At 71.5% G+C, this 20,136-nt stretch carries 23 protein-coding genes; 6 read left to right on the top strand and 17 right to left on the bottom strand.

Annotated elements, in window-relative coordinates:
* The first annotated feature begins 43 nt into the window (after window positions 1-43).
* On the top strand, window positions 44-877 hold the full coding sequence (gene ddaH / locus ACI2K4_RS19340) for a dimethylargininase (protein ID WP_404513081.1): 834 nt from the start codon (window positions 44-46) through the stop codon (window positions 875-877).
* 90 nt (window positions 878-967) lie between these two features.
* On the opposite strand, the gene ACI2K4_RS19335 is transcribed toward ddaH, so the two are convergent.
* Window positions 968-2,173 (bottom strand): ABC transporter substrate-binding protein, encoded by a 1,206-nt coding sequence (locus ACI2K4_RS19335; RefSeq protein ID WP_404513080.1) that lies wholly within the window; start codon window positions 2,171-2,173, stop codon window positions 968-970.
* Between the two features lie 109 nt (window positions 2,174-2,282).
* Window positions 2,283-3,125 (bottom strand): alpha/beta hydrolase family protein, encoded by an 843-nt coding sequence (locus ACI2K4_RS19330; RefSeq protein WP_404513079.1) that lies wholly within the window; start codon window positions 3,123-3,125, stop codon window positions 2,283-2,285.
* 61 nt (window positions 3,126-3,186) lie between these two features.
* On the opposite strand from ACI2K4_RS19330, the gene ACI2K4_RS19325 reads away from it, so the two are divergent.
* Complete coding sequence (locus ACI2K4_RS19325) at window positions 3,187-3,801, top strand: bacterial proteasome activator family protein (RefSeq protein ID WP_404513078.1); 615 nt, start codon at window positions 3,187-3,189, stop codon at window positions 3,799-3,801.
* 49 nt (window positions 3,802-3,850) lie between these two features.
* On the opposite strand, the gene ACI2K4_RS19320 is transcribed toward ACI2K4_RS19325, so the two are convergent.
* From ACI2K4_RS19320 to ACI2K4_RS19305, 4 genes are all read right to left on the bottom strand, one after another.
* Window positions 3,851-4,690 carry an HAD family hydrolase gene (locus ACI2K4_RS19320; protein WP_404513077.1) on the bottom strand — a complete coding sequence of 280 codons (840 nt, stop codon included), beginning with the start codon at window positions 4,688-4,690 and terminating at the stop codon, window positions 3,851-3,853.
* On the bottom strand, window positions 4,690-5,511 hold the full coding sequence (locus ACI2K4_RS19315) for an HAD family hydrolase (RefSeq protein ID WP_404513076.1): 822 nt from the start codon (window positions 5,509-5,511) through the stop codon (window positions 4,690-4,692). The genes ACI2K4_RS19320 and ACI2K4_RS19315 overlap by 1 nt, the downstream gene beginning before the upstream one ends.
* 221 nt (window positions 5,512-5,732) lie before the next feature.
* Window positions 5,733-6,992: a serine--tRNA ligase gene (gene serS / locus ACI2K4_RS19310; RefSeq protein ID WP_404513075.1), complete on the bottom strand. Its 1,260-nt coding sequence runs from the start codon at window positions 6,990-6,992 to the stop codon at window positions 5,733-5,735.
* Between the two features lie 100 nt (window positions 6,993-7,092).
* Window positions 7,093-7,863, bottom strand: a complete 771-nt coding sequence (locus ACI2K4_RS19305) for a hypothetical protein (protein WP_404513074.1) — start codon at window positions 7,861-7,863, stop codon at window positions 7,093-7,095.
* A gap of 147 nt (window positions 7,864-8,010) precedes the next feature.
* On the opposite strand from ACI2K4_RS19305, the gene ACI2K4_RS19300 reads away from it, so the two are divergent.
* The 3 genes from ACI2K4_RS19300 (at window position 8,011) to ACI2K4_RS19290 (ending at window position 9,763) form a co-directional block, all read left to right on the top strand.
* Complete coding sequence (locus ACI2K4_RS19300; protein WP_404513073.1) at window positions 8,011-8,442, top strand: OsmC family protein; 432 nt, start codon at window positions 8,011-8,013, stop codon at window positions 8,440-8,442.
* Window positions 8,443-8,593: 151 nt separating this feature from the next.
* Window positions 8,594-8,956: a metallopeptidase family protein gene (locus tag ACI2K4_RS19295; protein WP_404513072.1), complete on the top strand. Its 363-nt coding sequence runs from the start codon at window positions 8,594-8,596 to the stop codon at window positions 8,954-8,956.
* Between the two features lie 84 nt (window positions 8,957-9,040).
* Complete coding sequence (locus ACI2K4_RS19290; RefSeq protein WP_404513071.1) at window positions 9,041-9,763, top strand: AIM24 family protein; 723 nt, start codon at window positions 9,041-9,043, stop codon at window positions 9,761-9,763.
* Between the two features lie 115 nt (window positions 9,764-9,878).
* Here ACI2K4_RS19290 and pheA read toward each other — a convergent pair whose 3' ends face one another.
* From pheA to ACI2K4_RS19265, 5 genes are all read right to left on the bottom strand, one after another.
* Entirely contained in the window at window positions 9,879-10,835 is a 957-nt protein-coding gene (gene pheA / locus ACI2K4_RS19285; RefSeq protein ID WP_404513070.1) for a prephenate dehydratase, read from the bottom strand.
* 10 nt (window positions 10,836-10,845) lie between these two features.
* Window positions 10,846-11,433, bottom strand: coding sequence for a hypothetical protein (locus ACI2K4_RS19280; protein WP_404513069.1), 588 nt, complete (start codon window positions 11,431-11,433; stop codon window positions 10,846-10,848).
* A gap of 85 nt (window positions 11,434-11,518) precedes the next feature.
* On the bottom strand, window positions 11,519-11,908 hold the full coding sequence (locus ACI2K4_RS19275) for an ACT domain-containing protein (protein WP_404513068.1): 390 nt from the start codon (window positions 11,906-11,908) through the stop codon (window positions 11,519-11,521).
* Window positions 11,909-11,983: 75 nt separating this feature from the next.
* Entirely contained in the window at window positions 11,984-12,445 is a 462-nt protein-coding gene (locus ACI2K4_RS19270; RefSeq protein ID WP_404513067.1) for a hypothetical protein, read from the bottom strand.
* Window positions 12,446-12,628: 183 nt separating this feature from the next.
* A complete protein-coding gene (locus ACI2K4_RS19265) occupies window positions 12,629-13,363 on the bottom strand; it encodes a hypothetical protein (protein WP_404513066.1) in 735 nt (244 codons plus the stop codon).
* 159 nt (window positions 13,364-13,522) lie between these two features.
* Between ACI2K4_RS19265 and ACI2K4_RS19260 the strand changes: the two genes are divergently transcribed.
* Window positions 13,523-14,779 (top strand): arginine deiminase, encoded by a 1,257-nt coding sequence (locus ACI2K4_RS19260; protein WP_404513065.1) that lies wholly within the window; start codon window positions 13,523-13,525, stop codon window positions 14,777-14,779.
* Between the two features lie 40 nt (window positions 14,780-14,819).
* Here ACI2K4_RS19260 and ACI2K4_RS19255 read toward each other — a convergent pair whose 3' ends face one another.
* From ACI2K4_RS19255 to ACI2K4_RS19230, 6 genes are all read right to left on the bottom strand, one after another.
* Window positions 14,820-15,746, bottom strand: coding sequence for a DUF5926 family protein (locus tag ACI2K4_RS19255; protein ID WP_404513064.1), 927 nt, complete (start codon window positions 15,744-15,746; stop codon window positions 14,820-14,822).
* 67 nt (window positions 15,747-15,813) lie between these two features.
* Window positions 15,814-16,224, bottom strand: a complete 411-nt coding sequence (locus tag ACI2K4_RS19250) for an ATP-binding protein (protein ID WP_404513397.1) — start codon at window positions 16,222-16,224, stop codon at window positions 15,814-15,816.
* A gap of 74 nt (window positions 16,225-16,298) precedes the next feature.
* Window positions 16,299-17,762: an ATP-binding protein gene (locus ACI2K4_RS19245; RefSeq protein WP_404513063.1), complete on the bottom strand. Its 1,464-nt coding sequence runs from the start codon at window positions 17,760-17,762 to the stop codon at window positions 16,299-16,301.
* A 66-nt stretch (window positions 17,763-17,828) separates the two neighbouring features.
* A complete protein-coding gene (locus ACI2K4_RS19240; protein WP_404513062.1) occupies window positions 17,829-18,626 on the bottom strand; it encodes a glycerophosphodiester phosphodiesterase in 798 nt (265 codons plus the stop codon).
* 1 nt (window position 18,627) lies between these two features.
* Window positions 18,628-18,963, bottom strand: coding sequence for a rhodanese-like domain-containing protein (locus ACI2K4_RS19235; protein WP_404513061.1), 336 nt, complete (start codon window positions 18,961-18,963; stop codon window positions 18,628-18,630).
* 54 nt (window positions 18,964-19,017) lie between these two features.
* Complete coding sequence (locus tag ACI2K4_RS19230) at window positions 19,018-19,965, bottom strand: LCP family protein (protein ID WP_404513396.1); 948 nt, start codon at window positions 19,963-19,965, stop codon at window positions 19,018-19,020.
* Window positions 19,966-20,136: the final 171 nt, after the last annotated feature.

Genomic DNA, 20,136 nt, shown 5'->3' with positions numbered 1-20,136 from the left:
AGCAACAGATCCGGCTGTTTGTGCAGGTCCAGGGTACCTACCCTTGGTATCCGTGAACCAGCGGCGGATCCCGCGAAAGCGGACATATCTCCTGTGCGCGCCCGAGTACTTCGGCGTGCAGTACGTGATCAACCCGTGGATGGATCCCACCGCGCCGGTCGACGTCGAGTTGGCCGTGAAGCAGTGGGACCGGATGCGGGAGACCCTGCTCGGCCTCGGCCACACCGTGCACGTGCTACAGCCGGAACCCGGCCTGCCGGACATGGTGTTCGCGGCCAACGGCGCCTTCGTGGTCGACGGCACCGTCTACGGCGCCCGCTTCCGGTACGAGCAGCGGACCGCCGAGGCGGCCCTGCACCGTGCCTTCTACGAGGCCCAGGGCTGGCGGTACGTCGCCCCGACGGTGACCAACGAGGGCGAGGGTGACTTCGCGTACCTGCCGGAGGCGAACGGCGGGACGATCCTGGCCGGGTACGGCTTCCGTACCGAGGTCTCCGCACACGCCGAGGCGCAGGAGACGCTGGGCCGCCCGGTGGTCTCACTGCGCCTGGTCGACCCGCGCTTCTACCACCTCGACACCGCGCTGGCCGCGCTCGACGACCGGAACGTCGTCTACTACCCGGGCGCCTTCTCGGCCGCCTCCCAACAGGTGCTGGCCCAACTCTTCCCGGACGCCGTGCTCGCCGACGAGGCGGACGCGCTCGCCTTCGGCCTGAACCTGGTCGGCGACGGTCGGCACGTGGTGCTCAACAGCGAGGCCACCGGGCTGGCCAGCCGGATCGCGGCGGCCGGTTACGTTCCGGTGCCGGTCGAGTTGGGCGAGCTGAAGAAGGGCGGCGGCAGCGTCAAGTGCTGCATCGCCGAACTGCGTCACTGAGTCGGTCTGGCCGTCACTGAGCCGTTCTCGCCGGCCTGAGCCGTTCTCGGGCGGGGAGCCGCGTCGCGGTCTCCCCGCCCGCCGGTGCGACTATCCGAGCGTCGCCAGCTCGTTGACCAGTACGTTCGACAGGAGTTGACCGTCCCGCTGGACCTTGCGCAGGTACCACTTCTGCTGCGGCGTACGGGGCTGGTTGAACTGCCACGGCCCGCGCGGGCTGTCGATCTGCCCCACCTTGCCGAGCGCCAGGTTCACCTGCTGCGGGTTCGGGCGCGTCCCGGCGAGCCGGATCGCCTTGTTCAACACCTGCGCCGCGTCGTAGGAGGCCATCGCGTACGTCGTCGGCGAGGCGCCGTGTGCCTTGCGGAACGCCGAGGCGAACCGCCGGTTGGCCGAGTTGTTCAGGTCGGCGGAGTAGTTGAGAGCGGTGATGATTCCTTCCGCCTCTTCCGGCTTGAGTTGGTCGAGCACCGTGCCCTCGGTGAGGAACCCGGGCGCGTAGATCGCCCCCCGGTAACCGGAAGCGCGCAGTTGCTTGAGGAACTCCACCGCGGCGGCACCGGCGTAGAAGCAGAAGATCGCGTGCGGGTTCCGGTCCTGCAGTTGTTCGATCTTGGCGGAGAAAGCGCCCTTGCCGGGATTGGCGGAGAATTCGGTCCAGAGCACCGGCGCCGAGATTCGGGGATCGGAGGCCGGGAATCCCTCCCGGAAGCCGGCCACCGCATCCTGGCCACTCTGTCCGTCCGGGGCGATAATGGCGATTTTCTGCCCCCGGGTCACCCTTTCCGCCACGTACGGTGCGAGCGCGCGGCCCGGCTCGTCGTTGACGTACGAGGTGCGCCAGATGTAGACGACGCTCTGCAGTGAGGAGGGTGAGGCGTTCGAGCCGACCAGTGGCACCTTGGCCTGCTCGACCGCGTCCCGGATGCCGAGCATGACCGAGGAGTTCACCACCCCGGTCAGGGCGAGCACGTTCTGCTTGAGCAGCCCGTCCAGGGCGGCCTTGCCGGTCTGCGCCGTCTCGCCCTCGTCGGCCCGGAGCAGCTCGACCGGGTGGCCCCCCAGCCGCCCGTCATTCAGGTCGAGAAAGAGCTGGAAGCCCTTTGCGATCTCGTCGCCGATCGGCTTGTAGCCACCGGCCTGTGGCGCCATCAGACCGATCCGGATCGGCTGGTCGCTGACCGGTCCACCGTCAGCCGCCTCCGTCCCGGTGTCGGTACTACACGCGGCGGCCAGCCCCGTGCCGCCGAGTGCGGCAAAGAGTTTGAGTGCCTGCCTGCGGTCCATCTGCGACACAGGTTGTTCCTCCCCGAACGTCAATGGGCGACCCACAGCCCCTCCGCGTTTTACCGGTTTGACGACGCTGAGTCAATGTCAGTCGATCATCTGTTCACGGAATGAGACGTCACCGATGAAGCGAAAGTAGTGCGTCGGTGACCGTGTGCCAGGCGGGTGATTCGGGATCGATGAGCCCGAAATGCTCGCACTCAGGCAGCTCGATCAGCCGGCAATTGGATCCGGCCACGGCGGCGTACCGACGGCTCATCCCGACCGGCACCTGTGCGTCGAGTGCCCCGTGCAGAATCACAGTGGGTGAGTATTCTGCCACTTGCGATGATCGATCAGAGCCGGACGATTCCACGGCAGCGTGGAACGGGTCGGCCACCGCGTACCGGCCCGGGAACTCGTCCGGCCCGCCGCCGAGCAGTGCGGCCACCGCCCCACCGTCGAGGTCGAGCCGGTACGCCTCGGCCAGGTCGCTGACCGGCGCCAGCGCGAGTACGCCACCCACCCGACCCGGCAGGTGACGGGCGCAGTGCAGCGCGAGCTGCCCACCCGCCGAGTGCCCGAGCAGAATCGGCCCCGGCCGCCCGCTGCCCCTGCCGGAGCTGCTGCCGGTGCCGGAGAGCAGCGGCTCGACCAGGTCCGGCAGTGCCGCCACCCCGGTCAGTACGTCGTCGAGGGTGCCCGGCCAGCCGCCGTCCACCTGCCCGGTGCGCCGGTACTCCAGTTGTGCCACCGGATAGCCCCGCGAGGCGAGGTCGGCGGCGAGCGGTGAGGTGTGGCCTCGGTCGTACTCGGCCCGCCAGAAGCCGCCGTGGATCACCACCACCAGGGGGCGGGGCGGGCCGTCGACGGGCGCGGGAAGCCGTACGTCGGCCAGGTGTTCGGGTCCGTCGCCGTAGCGGACCGTGGAGTCGGGTGCGGGCGCGGTACGCGTGAGAACCGCTCGGGGATCGGGGTACACGGCCAGACGGTATCCCGGTACCGGGCGGCGGCAGGTACGCGCACTGCGCGAAAATGGGGTAATGACGGATGCCTCGCGCCCCGAGAACTCGCGCCCCGAGAAGCAGAACGACGAGTCGAGTCGCCCGGAGGCCGGCCGGCCCGGCACCGTGGTGGTGGTCGGCCCGGACGGTCAGCCGGTCGGCACCGTGCCGGTCGGTGGTGACAAGCAGGGTGAGGACCCGGGCAGCCTGATCGAGCAGCCGGCCAAGGTGATGCGCATCGGCAGCATGATCAAGCAGTTGCTGGAGGAGGTCAAGGCCGCCCCGCTGGACGAGGCGAGCCGGCACCGCCTCCGGGAGATCCACCAGCGGTCGATCGTCGAGCTGGAGGACGGTCTCGCCCCCGAACTGCGCGAGGAGCTAGAACGCCTCTCGCTGCCGTTCGAGGAGGGCGTCACGCCCAGCGAGGCCGAGCTGCGGATCGCCCAGGCCCAGCTCGTCGGCTGGCTGGAGGGGCTGTTCCACGGCATCCAGGCCGCGCTGGTGGCCCAGCAGATGGCGGCCAGGCTGCAACTGGAGCAGATGCGCGGCGGCCGTCCGGCCCTCCCGATCGGCCCCCAGGGCGCCGGCATGATCCCGGGCATCCCGGGCGCCGGTCAGCCGGGCGAGAACCCGAACACCGGCCAGTACCTCTGACCGCCACCGGTACGGGCGGCGGCGGAAACCCGCCGGCCGCCCGCGCGGGCTACGGGCCGGAGACCGGTGCCGGTGGCTCGACCGACCGGAGCAGGTCCTCCAGGTAGGCGGCCACGCCGTCCTCCTCGTTGCTGAGGGTCACCACGTCAGCGACTTCGAGCACGGCCGGATGCGCGTTGGCCACCGCCACCGCGTGACCCGCCCAGGCGAGCATCGGCAGGTCGTTCGGCATGTCGCCGAACGCCACCACCTGGTCGGCCCGCACACCGTCGCGAGCGCAGAGCCACGCCAGCCCGGCCGCCTTGGTCACCCCGGCGGCGGAGATCTCCACCAGTCCCGACGACGACGAGTGGGTTGCCTCGGCCATCCCGGCCAGCGCCCCCGCCACCACCCGTACGAAGACGTCCGGGTCCTGGGTGCCGGCGCGGGCGAGCAGCTTGACCGCCGGTACGGAGAAGAGCTCCTCGGGCGAGGTGATGCGCCGTACGGCCGGGTCACCGACCTCCCAACGCAGTGGCCAGTCGGCCTCGTGCCGCATCTGCCGCCCGTCGGTGATCTCGACCGCCAGCCGTACCCCGGGAACCTCGGCCCGCAGCCGCCGGGCGACCTCGGCAAGCAGTTCCGGGGCGAGCGGGTCGGCGCGCAGCACCACGTCCTCGACCGGGTCGTAGACCACCGCGCCGTTGGCGCAGATCGCCGGTACGGGCGCGTGCAGTTGCTCGTACACCCCGGCCAGCCAACGGATCGGTCGACCGGTCACCAGCACCACCCGGGTCCCCGCCGCCGTGGCTCGGGCCAGCGCGTCGGCCGTACGGGCGCTGACCGCCCGGTCCTCGCGTACCAGGGTGCCGTCGAGATCGGTGGCGACGAGCCGGGGCAGTTGATCCATCAACGGGACAGTAGTCGGTCCAGGTAGACCGCGACCCCGTCGTCGTCGTTGCGCAACGTGACCTCGTCCGCGATCGACCGTACGCTCGGGTGCGCGTTGCTGACGGCCACCCGGCCCCAGCCGGCCCACTCGAACATCGGCAGGTCGTTCGGCATGTCGCCGAAGACCAGCACCTCGGCCGGGTCGACCCCGAGCCGGTCGGCGACGACGGCCAGCCCGGTCGCCTTGTCCACCCCGGGCGGGCAGATCTCGATGAAGCCGAGTCCGGCCTGGGTCACCGTGGCCTGCTCCGGCGGTACGATCCGCCGGGCCGCGTCGAGCAGCGCGTCGACGTCGTGGTCCGGGGTACGGGCGAACGCCTTGATCACGTCGGTCGAGCAGCAGTCGATCCGGGGCCGGGCCTCGAACCGGTCCGGGTACGGCCAGGTCGGGTCGAAGTCACCCCAGAGCGGGGCGTCCTGGGTGTCCAGCGCCTCCACCATCACGGTCAGCGGGCCGACGCCCGCCTCCAGTGCGGCCAGCAGTTCAGTCAGCACCGTGCCGGGAAGTCGCTCCTCCCGCAGCACCACCGGCCCGAGCGGGTCGGTCTGGTCGACCACCCAACCGCCCCCGGCCATCACCAGGAAGTCCGCCGCGCGGATGTCGTTGCGGCTCAACTCGGCCAGGCGCGGCCCACGACCGGTGGCACCGACCACCGGGATGCCGGCGGCGCGCACCCGGTCGAGCACCTCGTGGGTGAAGGCCGAGACGGTGTCGTCGCTGCGCACCAGGGTGCCGTCCAGGTCGGTGGCGATCAGCTTGGGCAGTCCGGGTCGGGGCATGATTCCTCCTCGCCCGCCTCCTCCAGCCCTTCCGAGCTGGTGGGATTCGTCCAGTCCGGGGCTGTCCGCGACGGCGGGGGAGCAAACGTATCTCACTCGGTGCGACGTGCCCATGACTTCCGGACTAATACTGCGGACCGGCGCCGGGAACACCGACGACCGGCCGCCCTGGTCGATCGGGCGGCCGGTCGTCGGTCGTGGCGCTGGGGTGGGGCCGGCGGTCAGCTCGGTTCGAGCACGTCCCGGCCGCCGAGGTACGGCTGGAGCGCCTTGGGAACTCGTACCGATCCGTCCGGTTGCTGGTGGTTCTCCAGGATCGGTACGAGCCAACGGGTGGTCGCCAGCGTGCCGTTGAGCGTGGCGGCGAACTGCGGCTTGCCCTCCTCGTCCCGGTACCGGACGTTGAGCCGGCGGGCCTGGAAGGTGGTGCAGTTCGAGGTCGAGGTGACCTCCCGGTAGCGCCCCTGCGACGGCACCCACGCCTCGCAGTCGTACTTGCGTGCCGCGCTGGAGCCGAGGTCGCCCGCTGCCACGTCGATCACCCGGTACGGGATCTCGACCTTGGCGAGCATCTCCTCCTCCCAGGCCAGCAGCCGCAGGTGCTCGTCGTGCGCCTGCTCCGGCCGGCAGTAGGAGAACATCTCGACCTTGTCGAACTGGTGCACCCGCATGATCCCCCGGGTGTCCTTGCCGTACGAGCCGGCCTCTCGGCGGAAACACGACGACCAGCCTGCGTAGCGCAGCGGCTCGTCGTCCAGCTTCAGGATCTCCTGCGAGTGGTACGCCGCCAGCGGCACCTCGCTCGTGCCGACCAGGAAGATGTCGTCCGCTTCGAGCCGGTAGACCTCGCTGGCGTGCGCGCCGAGGAAGCCGGTGCCCTCCATCGACTCCGGCTTGACCAGCGCGGGGGTGATCGCCGGGATGAAGCCGTACTCCACCGCCTGGGCGACGGCCAGTTGCAGCAGACCGAGCTGGAGCAGCGCGCCGACCCCGGTCAGGTAGTAGAACCGGCTGCCCGAGACCTTGGCGCCGCGCTCGACGTCGATCGCCCGCAACGCCTCACCGATCTCGAGGTGGTCGCGCGGGTTCTCGATCACCGGCCGCTCGCCGACCTCGCGCAGCACGACGTAGTCGTCCTCGCCGCCGGGCGGGGCGCCCTGCTCGACCACGTTCGGGACCGCGAACTGCGCCCGGCGCAGCGCCGCCTCGGCGTCGGTGACGGCCGCCTCGGCCGCCTTCACCTCGGCCGAGAGCTCCTTGGTACGCGCCAACAGCGCGGTCCGCTCGTCACCGGTAGCCCGAGGCATCTGCTTGCCGAGCTGCTTCTGCTCGGCCCGCAGCGCCTCGAACCGCCCGACCTCGGCCCGCCGCCGCTCGTCGGCGTGCAGCAGGTCGTCGACGAGAGACTCGGACTCGCTACGGGCACGCTGGCTGGCACGGACGGTTTCCGGTTCGTCGCGAAGCAGACGCAGGTCAATCACGGGAAGTGAGCCTACCGGCAGCGGCACCGGGCGGTCACCGCGATATCGCCCCGGGCGGGCCCACCGGGTCGCCCCGCCCCGGCCCCGCCGGTCGGCGACGTCAGCGGGGGTCGGGCGGCTCCGGGCTGGCGAACGGGGCGGTCGGCCCGACCGTCAGGTCACGCGGGCCCTCGTCCAGGTCGTCGTCCGGATCGCCGGTGCCCTGCCGACGCCAGGAGAAGGGGCTCTCCGGTTCGACCCCGGCCGGCTCCGGACCGTCGGTCGCGCCGGCCGCCGGCCGGTCCTCCACCGGCACGGGTACGCCCACCCGCCCGGCCAGCAGCAGTGCGAGTCCGAGCAGCCCGGTGGCGACGTACGCCGTCACCAGGCCGCGCCCGTACTCGATGCGCAGGTTGGGGTCGGTCGCGTAGAGCCCCAGCCGGGCGGTGTCGTCCATGGTCAGCGTCGCGGCGACGAGTACGGCGAGCAGCGCACCGGAGATGGCCAACCCGAGTACGCGCGCGTTGCGTCGGCTGCCGGGGGAGCCGAAGAGGACCAGTGCCAGGCAGCAGACGACGCCGGAGACCCCCACCAGGTGCGCGGTCCCGAAGTTGCCCACCTCGGCGATGCCGGCCGGCACCCGCCCCGCCGGCAGGCCGTCCGCGCCGGCACCGGGCACCCGGGTGACGGTCCACTCGCCGACCAGGGAGGCGAACGCGGCGACCGCGCCCAGACCGCCGACCACCGGCACCAGCCGGGCGTCGCGGGCCAGTCGGGTCAGCAGGTCGCCCCGGCCGCCGGGCCGCCCGGTCTCGGCCTGGTCGCCCCACTCCACCATGGCGACGCCGTCCGACCGTTGATCCTGCCGGGGAATCGGGTACTCCTGGGCCATGGCCGAGCCCTTTCCGGGTAGCGCGGTCCTCGCCGCATCATGACACAGCTTCCTGACCAGCCCGGGTCACGTGAGGGGCGGCGCGCTCGGCGGCGGGTCCACCCCTCTCCGTCGCTTCGCCGGCCGCTTTCGGCTAGCGTCGTGGTCATGCCAATCCGTAGCGCATCCGCCCGCTGGCAGGGCAATCTGACCGAAGGTTCCGGCACGGTCCGCACCGGCAACGGCGGGCTCGAGGGGAACTACTCATTCAAGTCCCGGTTCCAGGAGGGCGAGGGGACCAACCCCGAGGAGCTGATCGGCGCGGCTCACGCCGGCTGCTTCTCGATGGCCTTCTCGAAGGGGCTGGCCGACGCCGGCTTCACCCCGACCTCGGTGGAGACCACCGCCAAGGTCCACCTGGACAAGACCGACGGTGGCTTCTCGGTCACCCGGATCGACCTCGAGACCGTCGGCGATGTGCCGGGGATCGACGAGGCCGAGTTCCAGAAGCTCGCCGAGGGTGCGAAGGCAAACTGCCCGATTTCCCGGTTGCTCTCCCCGGGTGCCGAGATCTCCCTGGTCGCCACCCTCTCCTCCTGACCCGGGCGGATCGCCCTACCGTTCCACTGAGCGCGGTGTTCGCGGCCTCTCCCGTACGCGTCCGGCCCACGACCGGCGCTACGGTGGCCGGGGCACCGCGCTCTTCCGTACGGTCTCCGGGGACCGGTCGTGCGCCCGCGAATCGGGCACAATGGTGAGCGTGCCGGTCGAGATGAGCCGCGAGCGCTTCGAGGAACTGGTCGGCGAGGCACTGGACGAGGTGCCCGCGGAGTTGCTCCGTCTGATGAGCAACGTGGTGATCCTGGTGGAGGACGAGTCGCCCGCCGGGGGTCCGGAGCTGCTCGGGCTCTACGAGGGCCACGCCCTGACCAGCCGAGGCTGGGACTACGCGGGTGTCCTGCCGGACCGGATCTTCATCTACCGGCGCCCGATCCTGCGCATCTGCCAGAACGACGACGAGGTGATCGACGAGATCGCCATCACCGTCGTGCACGAGATCGCCCACCACTTCGGGATCGACGACGCGCGGCTGCACGCGCTCGGCTGGGGCTGAGCCGAGGCGTTCTTGCTCCCGTTGCCTATCCTCGGCAACGTCCCGTGGCAGCTCGGGCAAGAACCCCTAGCAGGAGGAACACCCATGCGCAGCGCGCTGTTCTCCGCGGAGAACCTGGAGAAGGAGTCCGCCCAGCCCGGCATGCGGCTGCAGAACTCGAAGATGCTGAAGATCGAGCTGAACGGCGAGGCGATGGCCCGCGCCGGCTCGATGGTCGCGTACCAGGGGCAGGTGCAGTTCCAGGCGCTCGGCTCCGGTGGCATCGGCAAGTTCCTCAAGCAGAAGCTCACCGGCGAGGGCGTGCCGCTGATGAAGGTCGTCGGCCAGGGTGACGTCTTCCTCGCCGACTACGCCAGTGACGTGCACCTGATCGACCTGGAGCCGGGCGACGCGCTGTCGATCAACGGCTCCAGCGTGCTGGCCTTCGACTCGACCCTCCAGTACGACATCAAGATGGTCGGCGGAGCCGGCATGGCCTCCTCGTCCGGCCTGTTCAACTGCGTCTTCAGCGGTTACGGCCGGATCGCGATCACGACCAAGGGCACCCCGGTGGTGCTCAACGTCGACCAGCCCACGTACGTCGACCCGCAGGCGGCGGTCTGCTGGTCGGCGAGCCTCCAGACCGGTTACCACCGGGCCGAGCAGCTCGGGCTCGGCACCCTGCTCGGTCGGCGTACCGGCGAGGCCTTCACGATGAGCTTCGCCGGACAGGGCTTCGTGGTGGTCCAGCCGTCCGAGGAGCCGCCGGTCCAGGGCAGCGGCCAGCAGGAGCAGCAGGGCGGCCTGCTCGGCGGCCTGTTGAGCTGATCGCGGCGGTGCCGGTCGAGGTGGCCCGGACCGGTCACCCCGACCGGCCGGCAGTCACCCCGACGAGCCGGCGGGCGGCGCGATCGGGCGGTCGCCGGGGTGACCGGTGACCCGGTCAGCTCAGCTCGCCGGCCCGGAGCCGGGCCAGCCAGGCGGTCGCGTCGGCATAGTCCGCGTCGGAGAGACCGGGGGGCGCCGGCACCGGTCGCTCGTGCGGGGTCACCCCCCAGCGGTGCCGGGGGTAGGACCCGAGGAAACGTACGTCGGCGCAGATCCGGCGCAGCCCGCGCAGCGCCTCGCCGACCCGGTCGTCGCCGACGTGCCCGGTGCAGTCGAGGAAGAAGACGTAGCGGCCGAGCGCCTCGCCGGTCGGGCGGGACTCGATCCGGGTCAGGTTCACCCCTCGTACGGCCAGCTCCATCAGCACCGCGAGCAGCGCGCCGACCCGGTCGTGGGCGATGAAGACTGCCAGCGAGGTCACGTCGTCCCCGGTCGGCGGCGGTGGCGAGCTGGGCCGGGTGACCAGCACGAACCGGGTCACCGCGTCGCCGTGGTCGGCGATCTTCTCGGCCAGTGTGGTCAGCCGGTGCCGGGCCACCCCGATCGGCGCGCAGATCGCCGCGTCCTGCTCGCCGGAGGCGGCGGCACCGGCCGCGGCGCCGTTGGAGAGCACGTCGACCACGGTGGCGTCGGGTAGGTGCTCCCGCAACCAGCCCCGGCACTGGGTGGACGCCTGCGGGTGCGCGGCCACCGTGCGGATCTCGTCCAGCGACCGACCGGGGCGGGCGGCCAGGACGAACTCGACCGGCAACACCACCTCGCGAGCGATCATCAGGGGAGCGCCGTCGACGATCTCGTCGAAGGTCACCCCGACCGCGCCGCCGATCGAGTTCTCCAGCGGCACCAGCGCCGCGTCGGCGTCGTCGAGCCGGACCGCGTCCAGGGCCTCCGGCACGCTGCGGGCCGGCGTACGGCTGCCCCGCTCGGCGGCGGGGATGGTGCGCAACGCCTGCTCGGCGAAGGTGCCTTCGGGACCGAGGTAGACGAACCGGGTGGGCGGTATGCCGGGCATGTCGCCCAGCCTACGCACCGGTGGTCGGCGTCGGCGTGGTGTACCCGCCGGGCGGCGGCACCATCGGCGGCGACTCACAGGCGGCGGTACGGATACCGGCCGGCGCCGCCGTACGCACCGGGATGCTGCACACGTCGGTGCCGGCGGTCACCAGCGTCAGCGACGTCGCCGGTCCCCTGCTGACCACCTGGAGGGGTTCCCGGCCGGTCACCTGGAGCACGGTGTACTGCCAGTCCCCGGCGCAGAGCGGCCCGGGAGCCGGCACGTCCACCTTGACATCACGCGGGATCAGGTCGGACGAGCGGCGCAGCAGGGCCACCACCTGGTCACCGGTCGGGCGGCCCTGGCAGGCGACCGCGGTGCTCTCGTCGAAGCCGGGGGTGGGGCTCGGGGTGCGCGCGGGCGTGATCGGGACGCCGGGTGCGTCGGTGGTGGTCGGTGTGGCGGAGGCGGTGGCCGGCGACGGGAGTTGGCTGCCCGGCGGGTCCCGGAGCTCGGGCGGGGTGCCACAGCCGGCCAGGGCGAGGGAACCGAGCAGCAGGCCGCTGGCGACGAGCCGGCGGGCCACTGCGGTACGCGAAAGTGGTGCGCGGAGCACGGGCCGATTCCTTGAGCCGAGACGGAGTGGCCGATCAGTTGACCGAGCCCATGGTAGGGCCAACCGCCGTCGCCCGGATAGATGCTCAGGCGGAGACGCGGTGCCCGGCCTGGGTCAGGGTGGCCAGGGCCTCGGCGAGCCGTACCGCCGGCACCATCAGATAGTCGGTGTCGTACGTGGAGAAGGCGAAGATGTTGACCCGGGCGTCGGCCAGCGGCACGACCAGCGAGGCGAGGATTCCGGTCAGCGCCAGGTCGAGCGGGCCGGCCACCCGCAGGCAGCGCCACGGGGTCTCGACCGTGGCGCCGTCGGGCACCCGGTCGGTCCGGCAGATGATCGACACCTCGTCAGCGGTCCAGGTCACCGACATGACGCCGGAATCCGCCGAACCGCTCAGCAGGCCGGCCGGGAGCGTCGAGCCGGCCGGTAGCCGGCACACCGCGTACTCCTCCGGGAGCAGAGCGATATCCAACATGAGGGCACCTTACGGCGAGCCGGGGTGACCACCCAACTCCTCGGTGTGCGGCGAGCGCCACAGCGGGCGGGGCGGTCAGACCTTGGCGAGGAATGTGAGGGAGCCGGCGACGGCGCCACCGACCAGCAGTGGCGTGGAGATCGCGTCGACGGTGGTGTCAGTGGCCGGGGTGGCGCCGGTCTGGACCCGGAGCAGGCCACGGGCGAGCCGCCCGGAGCTGAGGGCGAGCAGTGGCGGGATCTTTTCGGCCTCCTGGTCGGTCAGCTCGCTCCGGGCCGCTGTGAAGTCGAGCAGGCGGAGTTCGCCGCCGAGCAGTGGTTGGCCGACCACCTCGGTCGGCTCGCTCAGACCGAGCAGGGTGCAGCAGGAGGCGGAGATCGCCCCGATGGTGGCACGGGGGTCGATGAGCAGGCACGGCTCGGCCGCCCGGGAGACGCTGGCGGACCAGTGGGCGAAGCTGTCGGACTCGTGACCCGGTGAGGTGTCGTTGCCGCGCGGTACGTACGCCTCCGTGAGTGAGAGTTCGACGTGGGCCACCGCGCCTCCTATGCACTCCACCAACCGCACCTACGCTAGCCGATCCGCGACGAATCGGTACTACCCCGGGTGGGGGCGTCGCGACGGCGAGCCACGACACCGCGCCAACCCGGGCAGGGTGGAGCGGTGTCGCACGGGGACGAAGCGGACGCCCGCCCCGATAGGTGACGTTGGCTCGTGACGTTACCGGTGGCCGGCCCGCTTGTCAGCGGCCGTTCGGCCGCCGTCGTACCAGCGGTAGTCGGCGGCCGACCGGTAGGGGCCGTTCAACCAGGTGGAAGGCGCCTGAGCGACCTGGGAGAGTTTCTCGGCGGTGGCGGCACTGATCCGGCTGCCGCCGGCCACCAGGAGGCGGTCCAGTTCGCGGTGGGTCGCGACCAGACACTCCTTCGGCAAGCCGTAGACGCTGATCACGCCCGAGCCGACGAAGGTGAGCACCGGGGTGACCGGGATGGCGTGGCCGACCGCGGTGGAGAGCGCCTTGCTCGCGCGCTTGGCGTCGCGACGCGCCTCGGCGACGTACGTTGGGCGCTTGCCGTTGATCTGCACCACGTCCCCGGCGATCATCACGCGGGCCCGGCCGTGGTCGGCGATGGTGACCGCGAAGAGTCCACTGGGTCCGATGGCGAGGAAGCTGGCGCGGTCGTCACGGGCGGCCCGGTCCAGGTCGAGCGGGTGCGTCGAGTGGTCGGCCCGGGGAAAGTCGATCACGTGCCAGGAAGGGCCGAGGTGGTCGAGCTGGTTGAGCGCGCGGGCACCGGCCGCCTCGACCCGACGTGCCTCGCGCTCGGCGCGACGGCGACGGGCCCAGTCCAATGGGGTGGGACGGACGGTCTCGAGTGTCCCGGACGGTCCGGACGGCGGTGCGGGTAGGGCACGGGCGGCGGGTACCGCGCGGCGCGCAGGAAACACAGTCATCGTGACCTCCGGCAAAAGGTCCCTCGGGTTATGTCTTCACTACCGTACGTGGCCACACGGGTGGTTCTGCAAGACGAACCGCTGAGTGAGTATGGATGAATGCCACATTCACCCCCAGCCCGTTTTCCCGGATGGTGACAAGTCCTGCCCTACGCTTCGATGGTGACACACTTCGTCGACAGCGAGGTAGGCCAACTTCGTACCGTGCTGCTGCACCGGCCCGGAGGCGAACTGGCCCGGCTCACGCCACGGAACAACGGCTCGCTCCTGTTCGACGCGATCCCGTGGGTCGGCCGGGCCCAGGAGGAGCACGACGCCTTCGCGGCGGCGCTCGCGGCGCGCGGCGTGGAGGTGCTCTACCTGGCGAACCTGCTGGCCGAGACACTGGCGCTGCCGGACGCCCGAGCCGAACTGACCGAACAGGTGTTGGGCGACCCGAGGCTGGGCGAGACCCTCCGGCGACGGGTGGCGGACCACCTGACGTACCTCGATCCGGCCGCGCTCGCCGACGTACTCGTCAGCGGGCTGGCGCACGAGGAACTCCGTACGAGTTGGGACCGTCCCGGCGGGTTGGTCTACACGTTGCTCGACCGGCACGAGTTTGTCATCGACCCGTTGCCGAACCTTCTCTTCACCCGGGATTCATCCACCTGGATCCGTGACCACGCCGCAGTGACAAGTCTCACGATGCCCGCCCGGCAGCGGGAGACCTCGCTGACCGACGCGATCTACCGACACCACCCCCGCTTCGGCGGCACCCCCTTTGTCTACCAACCCGGACTCGAACGGATCGAGGGTGGCGACGTCCTGCTGCTCGCCCCCGGGGTGATAGCGGTCGGGGTCGGCGAGCGGACCACCCCGGCCGGGGCCGAGCGGCTGGCCCGCCGGGTCTTCGAGGCCCGGTTGGCGCACACCATCCTGGTGGTGCCGATCGCTCAGGAGCGCGCCACCATGCACCTGGACACCATTTGCACGATGGTCGACGTCGACCTGGTGCTGATGTACGCCAACGTCGCCGACACCCTGACCGCGTACACCGTGGTCGCCGGCCCGGACGGCGAGCCGCAGGTCGACGGGCCGGCGCCGTTCCTACGGGCCGCCGCCGACGCGATGGACCTGGACGTGCTGCGGGTCATCGACACCGGCCTCGACCCGGTCACCGCCGAACGCGAACAGTGGGACGACGGCAACAACGCGCTGGCCATCGCGCCCCGGCTCTGCGTCGCGTACGAGCGCAACGTGGAAACAAACGCGCAGCTCGAACGAGCCGGTGTCGAGGTGATCCGGATCGCCGGCTCCGAACTCGGTTCCGGTCGGGGCGGACCCCGGTGCATGTCCTGCCCGCTGGTCCGCGATCCGCTGGTCCGCGAACCGGCGCCGGTGCCGGCCACACCGCCCCGGCTCAGCGCAGGCTGAGTGGTGGCGGTGCGACTCGGCGGAGCGCCACCGCCCCGGCTCAGCGCAGGGTGAGCTGGCGTCCCACGAGCCCCTGGCGGGCCCGACGGGCGGCGCCGTCCAGCGGTGCCGGGTCGGCGAGCGCGGCGGCGTACCGCTTGGCGAAGTCGGCCAACGGGGTCTCCCACTCGCCCGCCTCGGGCGCGCGGGGCAGGTCCCAGACCGGTACGAGCCGCCCGTGTGCCCGGAACATGCCGGCGAACCGGGTGCCCTCGCCGAGCGTCAGCTCGCCGGCCGCACTCAGCCGGGAGAGCGCGTCGAGCGCGGCGTCCTCGTCGTCGGGCAGGACCCAACGTACGTGACTCTTCTCCGGCACCTGGGTCCAGTACGCGGCCGGCGCCGCCGCCAGCCGCACGGTCGGGTAGATCGAGGCGTTCGCCCGCTCGAGCGAGGACTGCACGTTCGGGTCGTCGGTCGCGTCGGCGTCCAGCCAGTAGTCGAAACCCTCGTGCATGGTGATGTCGAGCCGGTCGGTCGCCAGCAGGTCCTGCAACCGGGGACCGACACCGGGCAGCGGCGGCACCATCACCTGCTGTCCCGGCTCGGCCTCCAGGGCGGCCAGCAGGGCGACCGCGAGATCCCGGGAGACGTCACCGGACTGGTCGTGGCGTTGCAGACCGATGAAGACCCGCCCGTCCGGCTTGGTCATCGCCGGCCAGGCCATCGGCAGCACGGTGGAGAGCGTCACCGACCGGTCGCCGTACTTCTCGACCAGGTCCGGGTGCAGGCGCAGCGGCGCGGAGGCGGCCGGCACGAGCTCGCGCAGGGCGATCCACTCGGCCTCGTCGGCGAGCCCTTCGAACGGCCGGGGCACGAAGACGTCCCGGACCTTTTCCCGCTTCTCGCGCGCCGGTCGCTGGCCGCCGGCGACGGCGCTGCTCGAACTGGCTTCGGCCATGGACCGGGTCTGCTTTCGACGCTTGCTCACGGCGAGACAGCCTAGATGATTCCCACGCCGGCACCGGGCCGGTCGGCCCTCCGGGACCTGAATCCGCTCAGTGCAGCGCGACCAGGCGCTGGTCGGCGGGGGTGGCGAGTTCGGCCCAGACGCTCTGGCCGAGCCCGTCCCGTTCGACCCCCCACTGGGTCGCCAGCGCGGTCACGATGTGCAGGCCACGCCCGTCCACGGCGTCCAGCCCGACCGGCCTGACCCGGGGCGAGGTGGCCGCGCCGCCATCGGTCACCCGGATGCCGACCACGTGCGAGTCCGGGCCGGGTCGCAGTCGCCAGGCCACCCGGACCACCCCACCGGGCAGCGGATCGGCGTGCCGGACCGCGTTGCCGACGAGTTCGGCCAGGACGGCCACCACATCGGCGAGCAGTGCCGCCGGGATGACCCCGGAAAGCTCGGTGGCCAGCCGTTGGCGGGCTGTCCGTGCGCCGCTCGCCTCGTGCGGGACCACCACGCACCACGAGCGTTCAGCGATCCCCGTTGCCACGGACGTGCCTCCTCGGACACCGCCGGATCCATTGGCGCGGCTCACCCTCGGGGCAGCCGCACCTCTGCGACGGTACCGCCCCCGGGCCGGGGACGCAGGGAAACCCATCCATTTTGCCGCTCCACGATCCGACGGACGAGATAGAGCCCGAGTCCGGCGCCCGGGTAGCGCCGTCGGTCGCCGGACTCGCCCTGCCAGAACCGTTCGAACGCACGCTCCACATGCTCGGGTCGGATTCCGACGCCCCGGTCGCTGACCCGGAACGCCACCGTGCGCCGGTCGGCGTCGGCGCGCAGCTCCACCGGGGAATCGGCGGGCGAGTACTTGTCGGAGTTGGTGGCCAGTTCGGTCAGCACGGTGGCCAGGCTGGCCCGGTCGCCGAGCGCCTTGGGCAGGTCCGCCGGCAGCGCGAGGACCAACCGGCGGCGCAGGTGCGCGGGCAGGTCGGCGACCGCCGCCCGCAGTGCCTCGACCAGGTCGAAGGGTACGGGCGGAGCGCCACCGACCGGGCCGGCGTCGGTTGCCGCCGAGAGCAGCCGGTCGACCAGGCGGGCGAGTTCGCCGGCCCGTTGACCGATCACCCGGGCGGCCTGGCGCCGGTCGGGTTCGGACAGCGAGTCCCAGTGGTCGGTGAGGGTGTCGGCGTACCCCTTGATCACCGTCACCGGGGTACGGAGTTCGTGGCTGGTGACCGCGACGAAGAGGTCGGTCTCCTGGTCGACCCGGAACTGGTCGGTGATGTCGCGGAAGGTGACCACGCGGAGCGCGATCGCGCCGGGCAGCTCGCCCGAGGTGATCTTGATCCAGCGCCCGTCCGGCAGCCGGTGGTCGAGCACCTGGCCGGGCGGCGGCAGCGGGATCGGTAGCGGCCGGTTGAGCACCTGGTCGGCGCCGCGACCGGTGATCTGGGTCGCGGCCGGGTTCCAGAGCCGGACCAGACCGTCCCGATCGGTGACGGCCAGCCCGTCGGCGAGCGCGGCGAGAACCGCCGCGTCCCCGTGGATCGGCAGGCCGGTCTGGTCGCCGTACATGTGCGCGACGCAGGAGGCGACGTAGGTCAGCAGGGCGCGGTGTTCGGCCGTGCAGTTGTCCTCGCCGCCGTCCGGGTAGAACGCGTGCAGGCTGCCGATCATCACGCCGCCGATCTCGGCCCGGGCGACCGCCATCCGCCGCAGGTCGGAGCCGTCGGGCTGGCGGGCGAGCTCCCAGGAGAGCGCGTCGACCCGCATCTCCTGCACCCGGGCGCCGGTACGCAGCCGTCCGGTGGCCGGGTCGTCCAGCGGCACCGCCCGACCGAGCGCCCACTCGGCGCTTCCGGAGGCGGCGATGATCCTGCCCCGGGCCGGGCCGTACTCGACGAAGGCCATGCCGGCCGCGCCGAGCGACCGCTGGGATACCCGGAGCAGGTGGCTGAGGACCGGCAGCGCGGCATCGCCCGAGTTGATCATTTCGATGATCACGGTGTGGCCGGCGATGAGGGCGGGGTAATCGGGACGCTCCGGCATGACCCGAGTCTGCCTCCTCGCATCGGCTTTGGGCAGTACCGGGTCCCCGCGCCGAGGGGGGTGCGTTCAGCGACCCAGTCGGTCCAGGATCAGCGCCGGACGATCGGTGATGACGCCGTCCACCCCGGCCTCCAGCAGCAGGTCGAGATCGGCCGGCTCGTTGACGGTCCAGACGTAGACCCGGTTACCGGCCTCGCGCAGCGCCGGCACCAGCCTCGGACGTGCCCGGACCAGCCCGATGCCGGGCCCGGCGATCTGGGTGCCGAAGGGCAACCGGCCCGCCCGCAGCCAGGGCGGCAGCACCTCCAGCAGCAGCACCGTGGGCAGTTGCGGGGCCAGATCACGGATTCGGCGTACGGCCAGTGTGGAGAAGGACATCACGGTCACCCGGACCAGGTCGTCCGGTCCACGTTCGGCCAGTCCGTGTTGGCGGAGCAACTCGACCAGGCGGCGCTCGACGTCGGCCCCGTACCGGGTCGGGTGTTTTGTTTCGATCAGCAGTTCGACCGGGCGGCCGGCGGCGCGGACCGCGCGCAACAGCCCGTCGAGGGTGAGCAGCCGGGTCCGGTTCGGGTCGGCCGGTACGTCGGTCGGCAGGTCCTCGCCGGCCGAGGCGCTGTGCCAGGAGCCGAAGTCGAGTTGGTCCAGCTCGGCCAGGGTACGGGCGCTCACCCGTCCCCGGCCGTTGCTGGTGCGGTCCAGCCGCCGGTCGTGCACGCAGACCAGGTGCCCGTCGCGGGTCAGCCGGACGTCGCACTCCAGTCCGTCAGCACCCTCGTCGAGCGCGCGCAGGTACGCGGCGAGGGTGTGTTCCGGCAACGCGGCCGAGGAGCCGCGATGTGCGAAGACCAGGGGTGCGGTCATCTCAGATCACGCGGGCCGGCTGCCCGTTCTCGCTCTCCAGGGGACGACCGGCCGCCGCCCAGTCCTGCATCCCGCCGTCCAGGTTGCGTACGTTGTCCCAGCCGTTGCCGAGCAGGTAGGAGACCACCTGGCCGGAGCGTCCGCCGGAGCGGCAGACGACGACCACGTCCTGGTCGGTGGGGAGTTCGGCGAGGCGGGCCGGCACCTCCATCATCGGCAGGTGATGGGCGCCGGGGGCGTGGCCGGCCTCCCACTCGTCGGGCTCGCGCACGTCGAGCAGGTACACGTCGTCGCCGACCTCGGTCGCGGAGACCGCGGGCACTCTTGATCCGTTCACGGCAACCAGCCTAGAGCCCCGCCTGCGGTCCGGCGAAGTTGGGCGCTGTAGGCCTTATAGGGTGTTGACCCATTTTGGGTTAGCTTGCACCCAATTATCCATGTCGGGGCTGCGGAGCGACTGGAACAGGCCGGTCGCGCCCTCGTCGAGCACCACGTACGAGGTCTCGCCGATCATCTCCGACCGCGACGGCACCTGGATCCCCTTCATCCCGTCCGAGCGCAGCCCGCGCAGGGAGAAGAGCAGGTCCTCGGTTGGCATGCCGTTGGTGTCGACGGTGAACGAGGCTCCCACCGCCCGGATCACCTGGTCGAGTTTGATGGGGTTTGTCCGCAGGTCGCCCGCGCTGGCCTTGTCCATGATCGCCCGAAGCAACTGCTGTTGGTGCCGCTGCCGGTCGAAGTCGCCGCCGGGCAGGTCATAGCGCTGCCGGGCGAAGTCCAACGCGCGGGCGCCGTCCATCTCCTGACATCCGGGGGTGAAGACGTTGTTGGTGTGGATCGACCGGACCTGGGTGTCGACGCACATGCGTACGCCGCCGAGCAGGTCGATCACCTTGCGGAACCCGGAGAAGTCGATCAACGCGGCGCCGTCGAACCGCAGACCGGTGACCTGGGTCAGGGTCGCGGAGAGCAGGCGCGCGCCGGGCTGTCCGCCCCCGCCGAAGTGGAACGCGGAGTTGATCTTGTCGGAGCCCCCGCCGTACGCGTTCGAGGGCGAGGGTGGGATCTCCACCAGCAGGTCCCGGGGTACGGAGATCAGGTAGGCCCGGTCCAACCCGACCGGTATGTGGGCGATCAGGATGGTGTCCGCCCGCTGGTCCGACTGTTCGGCGGCGTTTCGCCGGTCCGAACCGACCAGGAGATAGTTGAGCGGACCGTTGGTCGAGGGGCGGTCCCGCCGCGACCCCGGGTCGAGGAGCAGCTCCTTGGCCACGCTGTGGTCGTACCGCTTGGTCACGCCCTGGAGCCCGAGACCGGCGGCCAGGGCGATCAGTACCAGGGCGATCCCGACACCGAGCAGGATTTTCGGCCATCGGGCACCACGGCGTACGGGCTTCGACCGGCCGACGGCCGAATCCGACGGTGGATCGGTCTTGTTTGCCGAGCGTCCCGACTTGGCCGGGTTGACCCGCTTACTCCTGAACGTGGCAGCCTCCCAGACCCCTGCCGC

Source organism: Micromonospora sp. NPDC050397 (genome assembly GCF_044901685.1).
Lineage (GTDB): Bacteria > Actinomycetota > Actinomycetes > Mycobacteriales > Micromonosporaceae > Micromonospora_G.
Note: the sequence above shows the minus strand (reverse complement) of the source record. Positions and strands in the feature narration are given on the sequence as shown.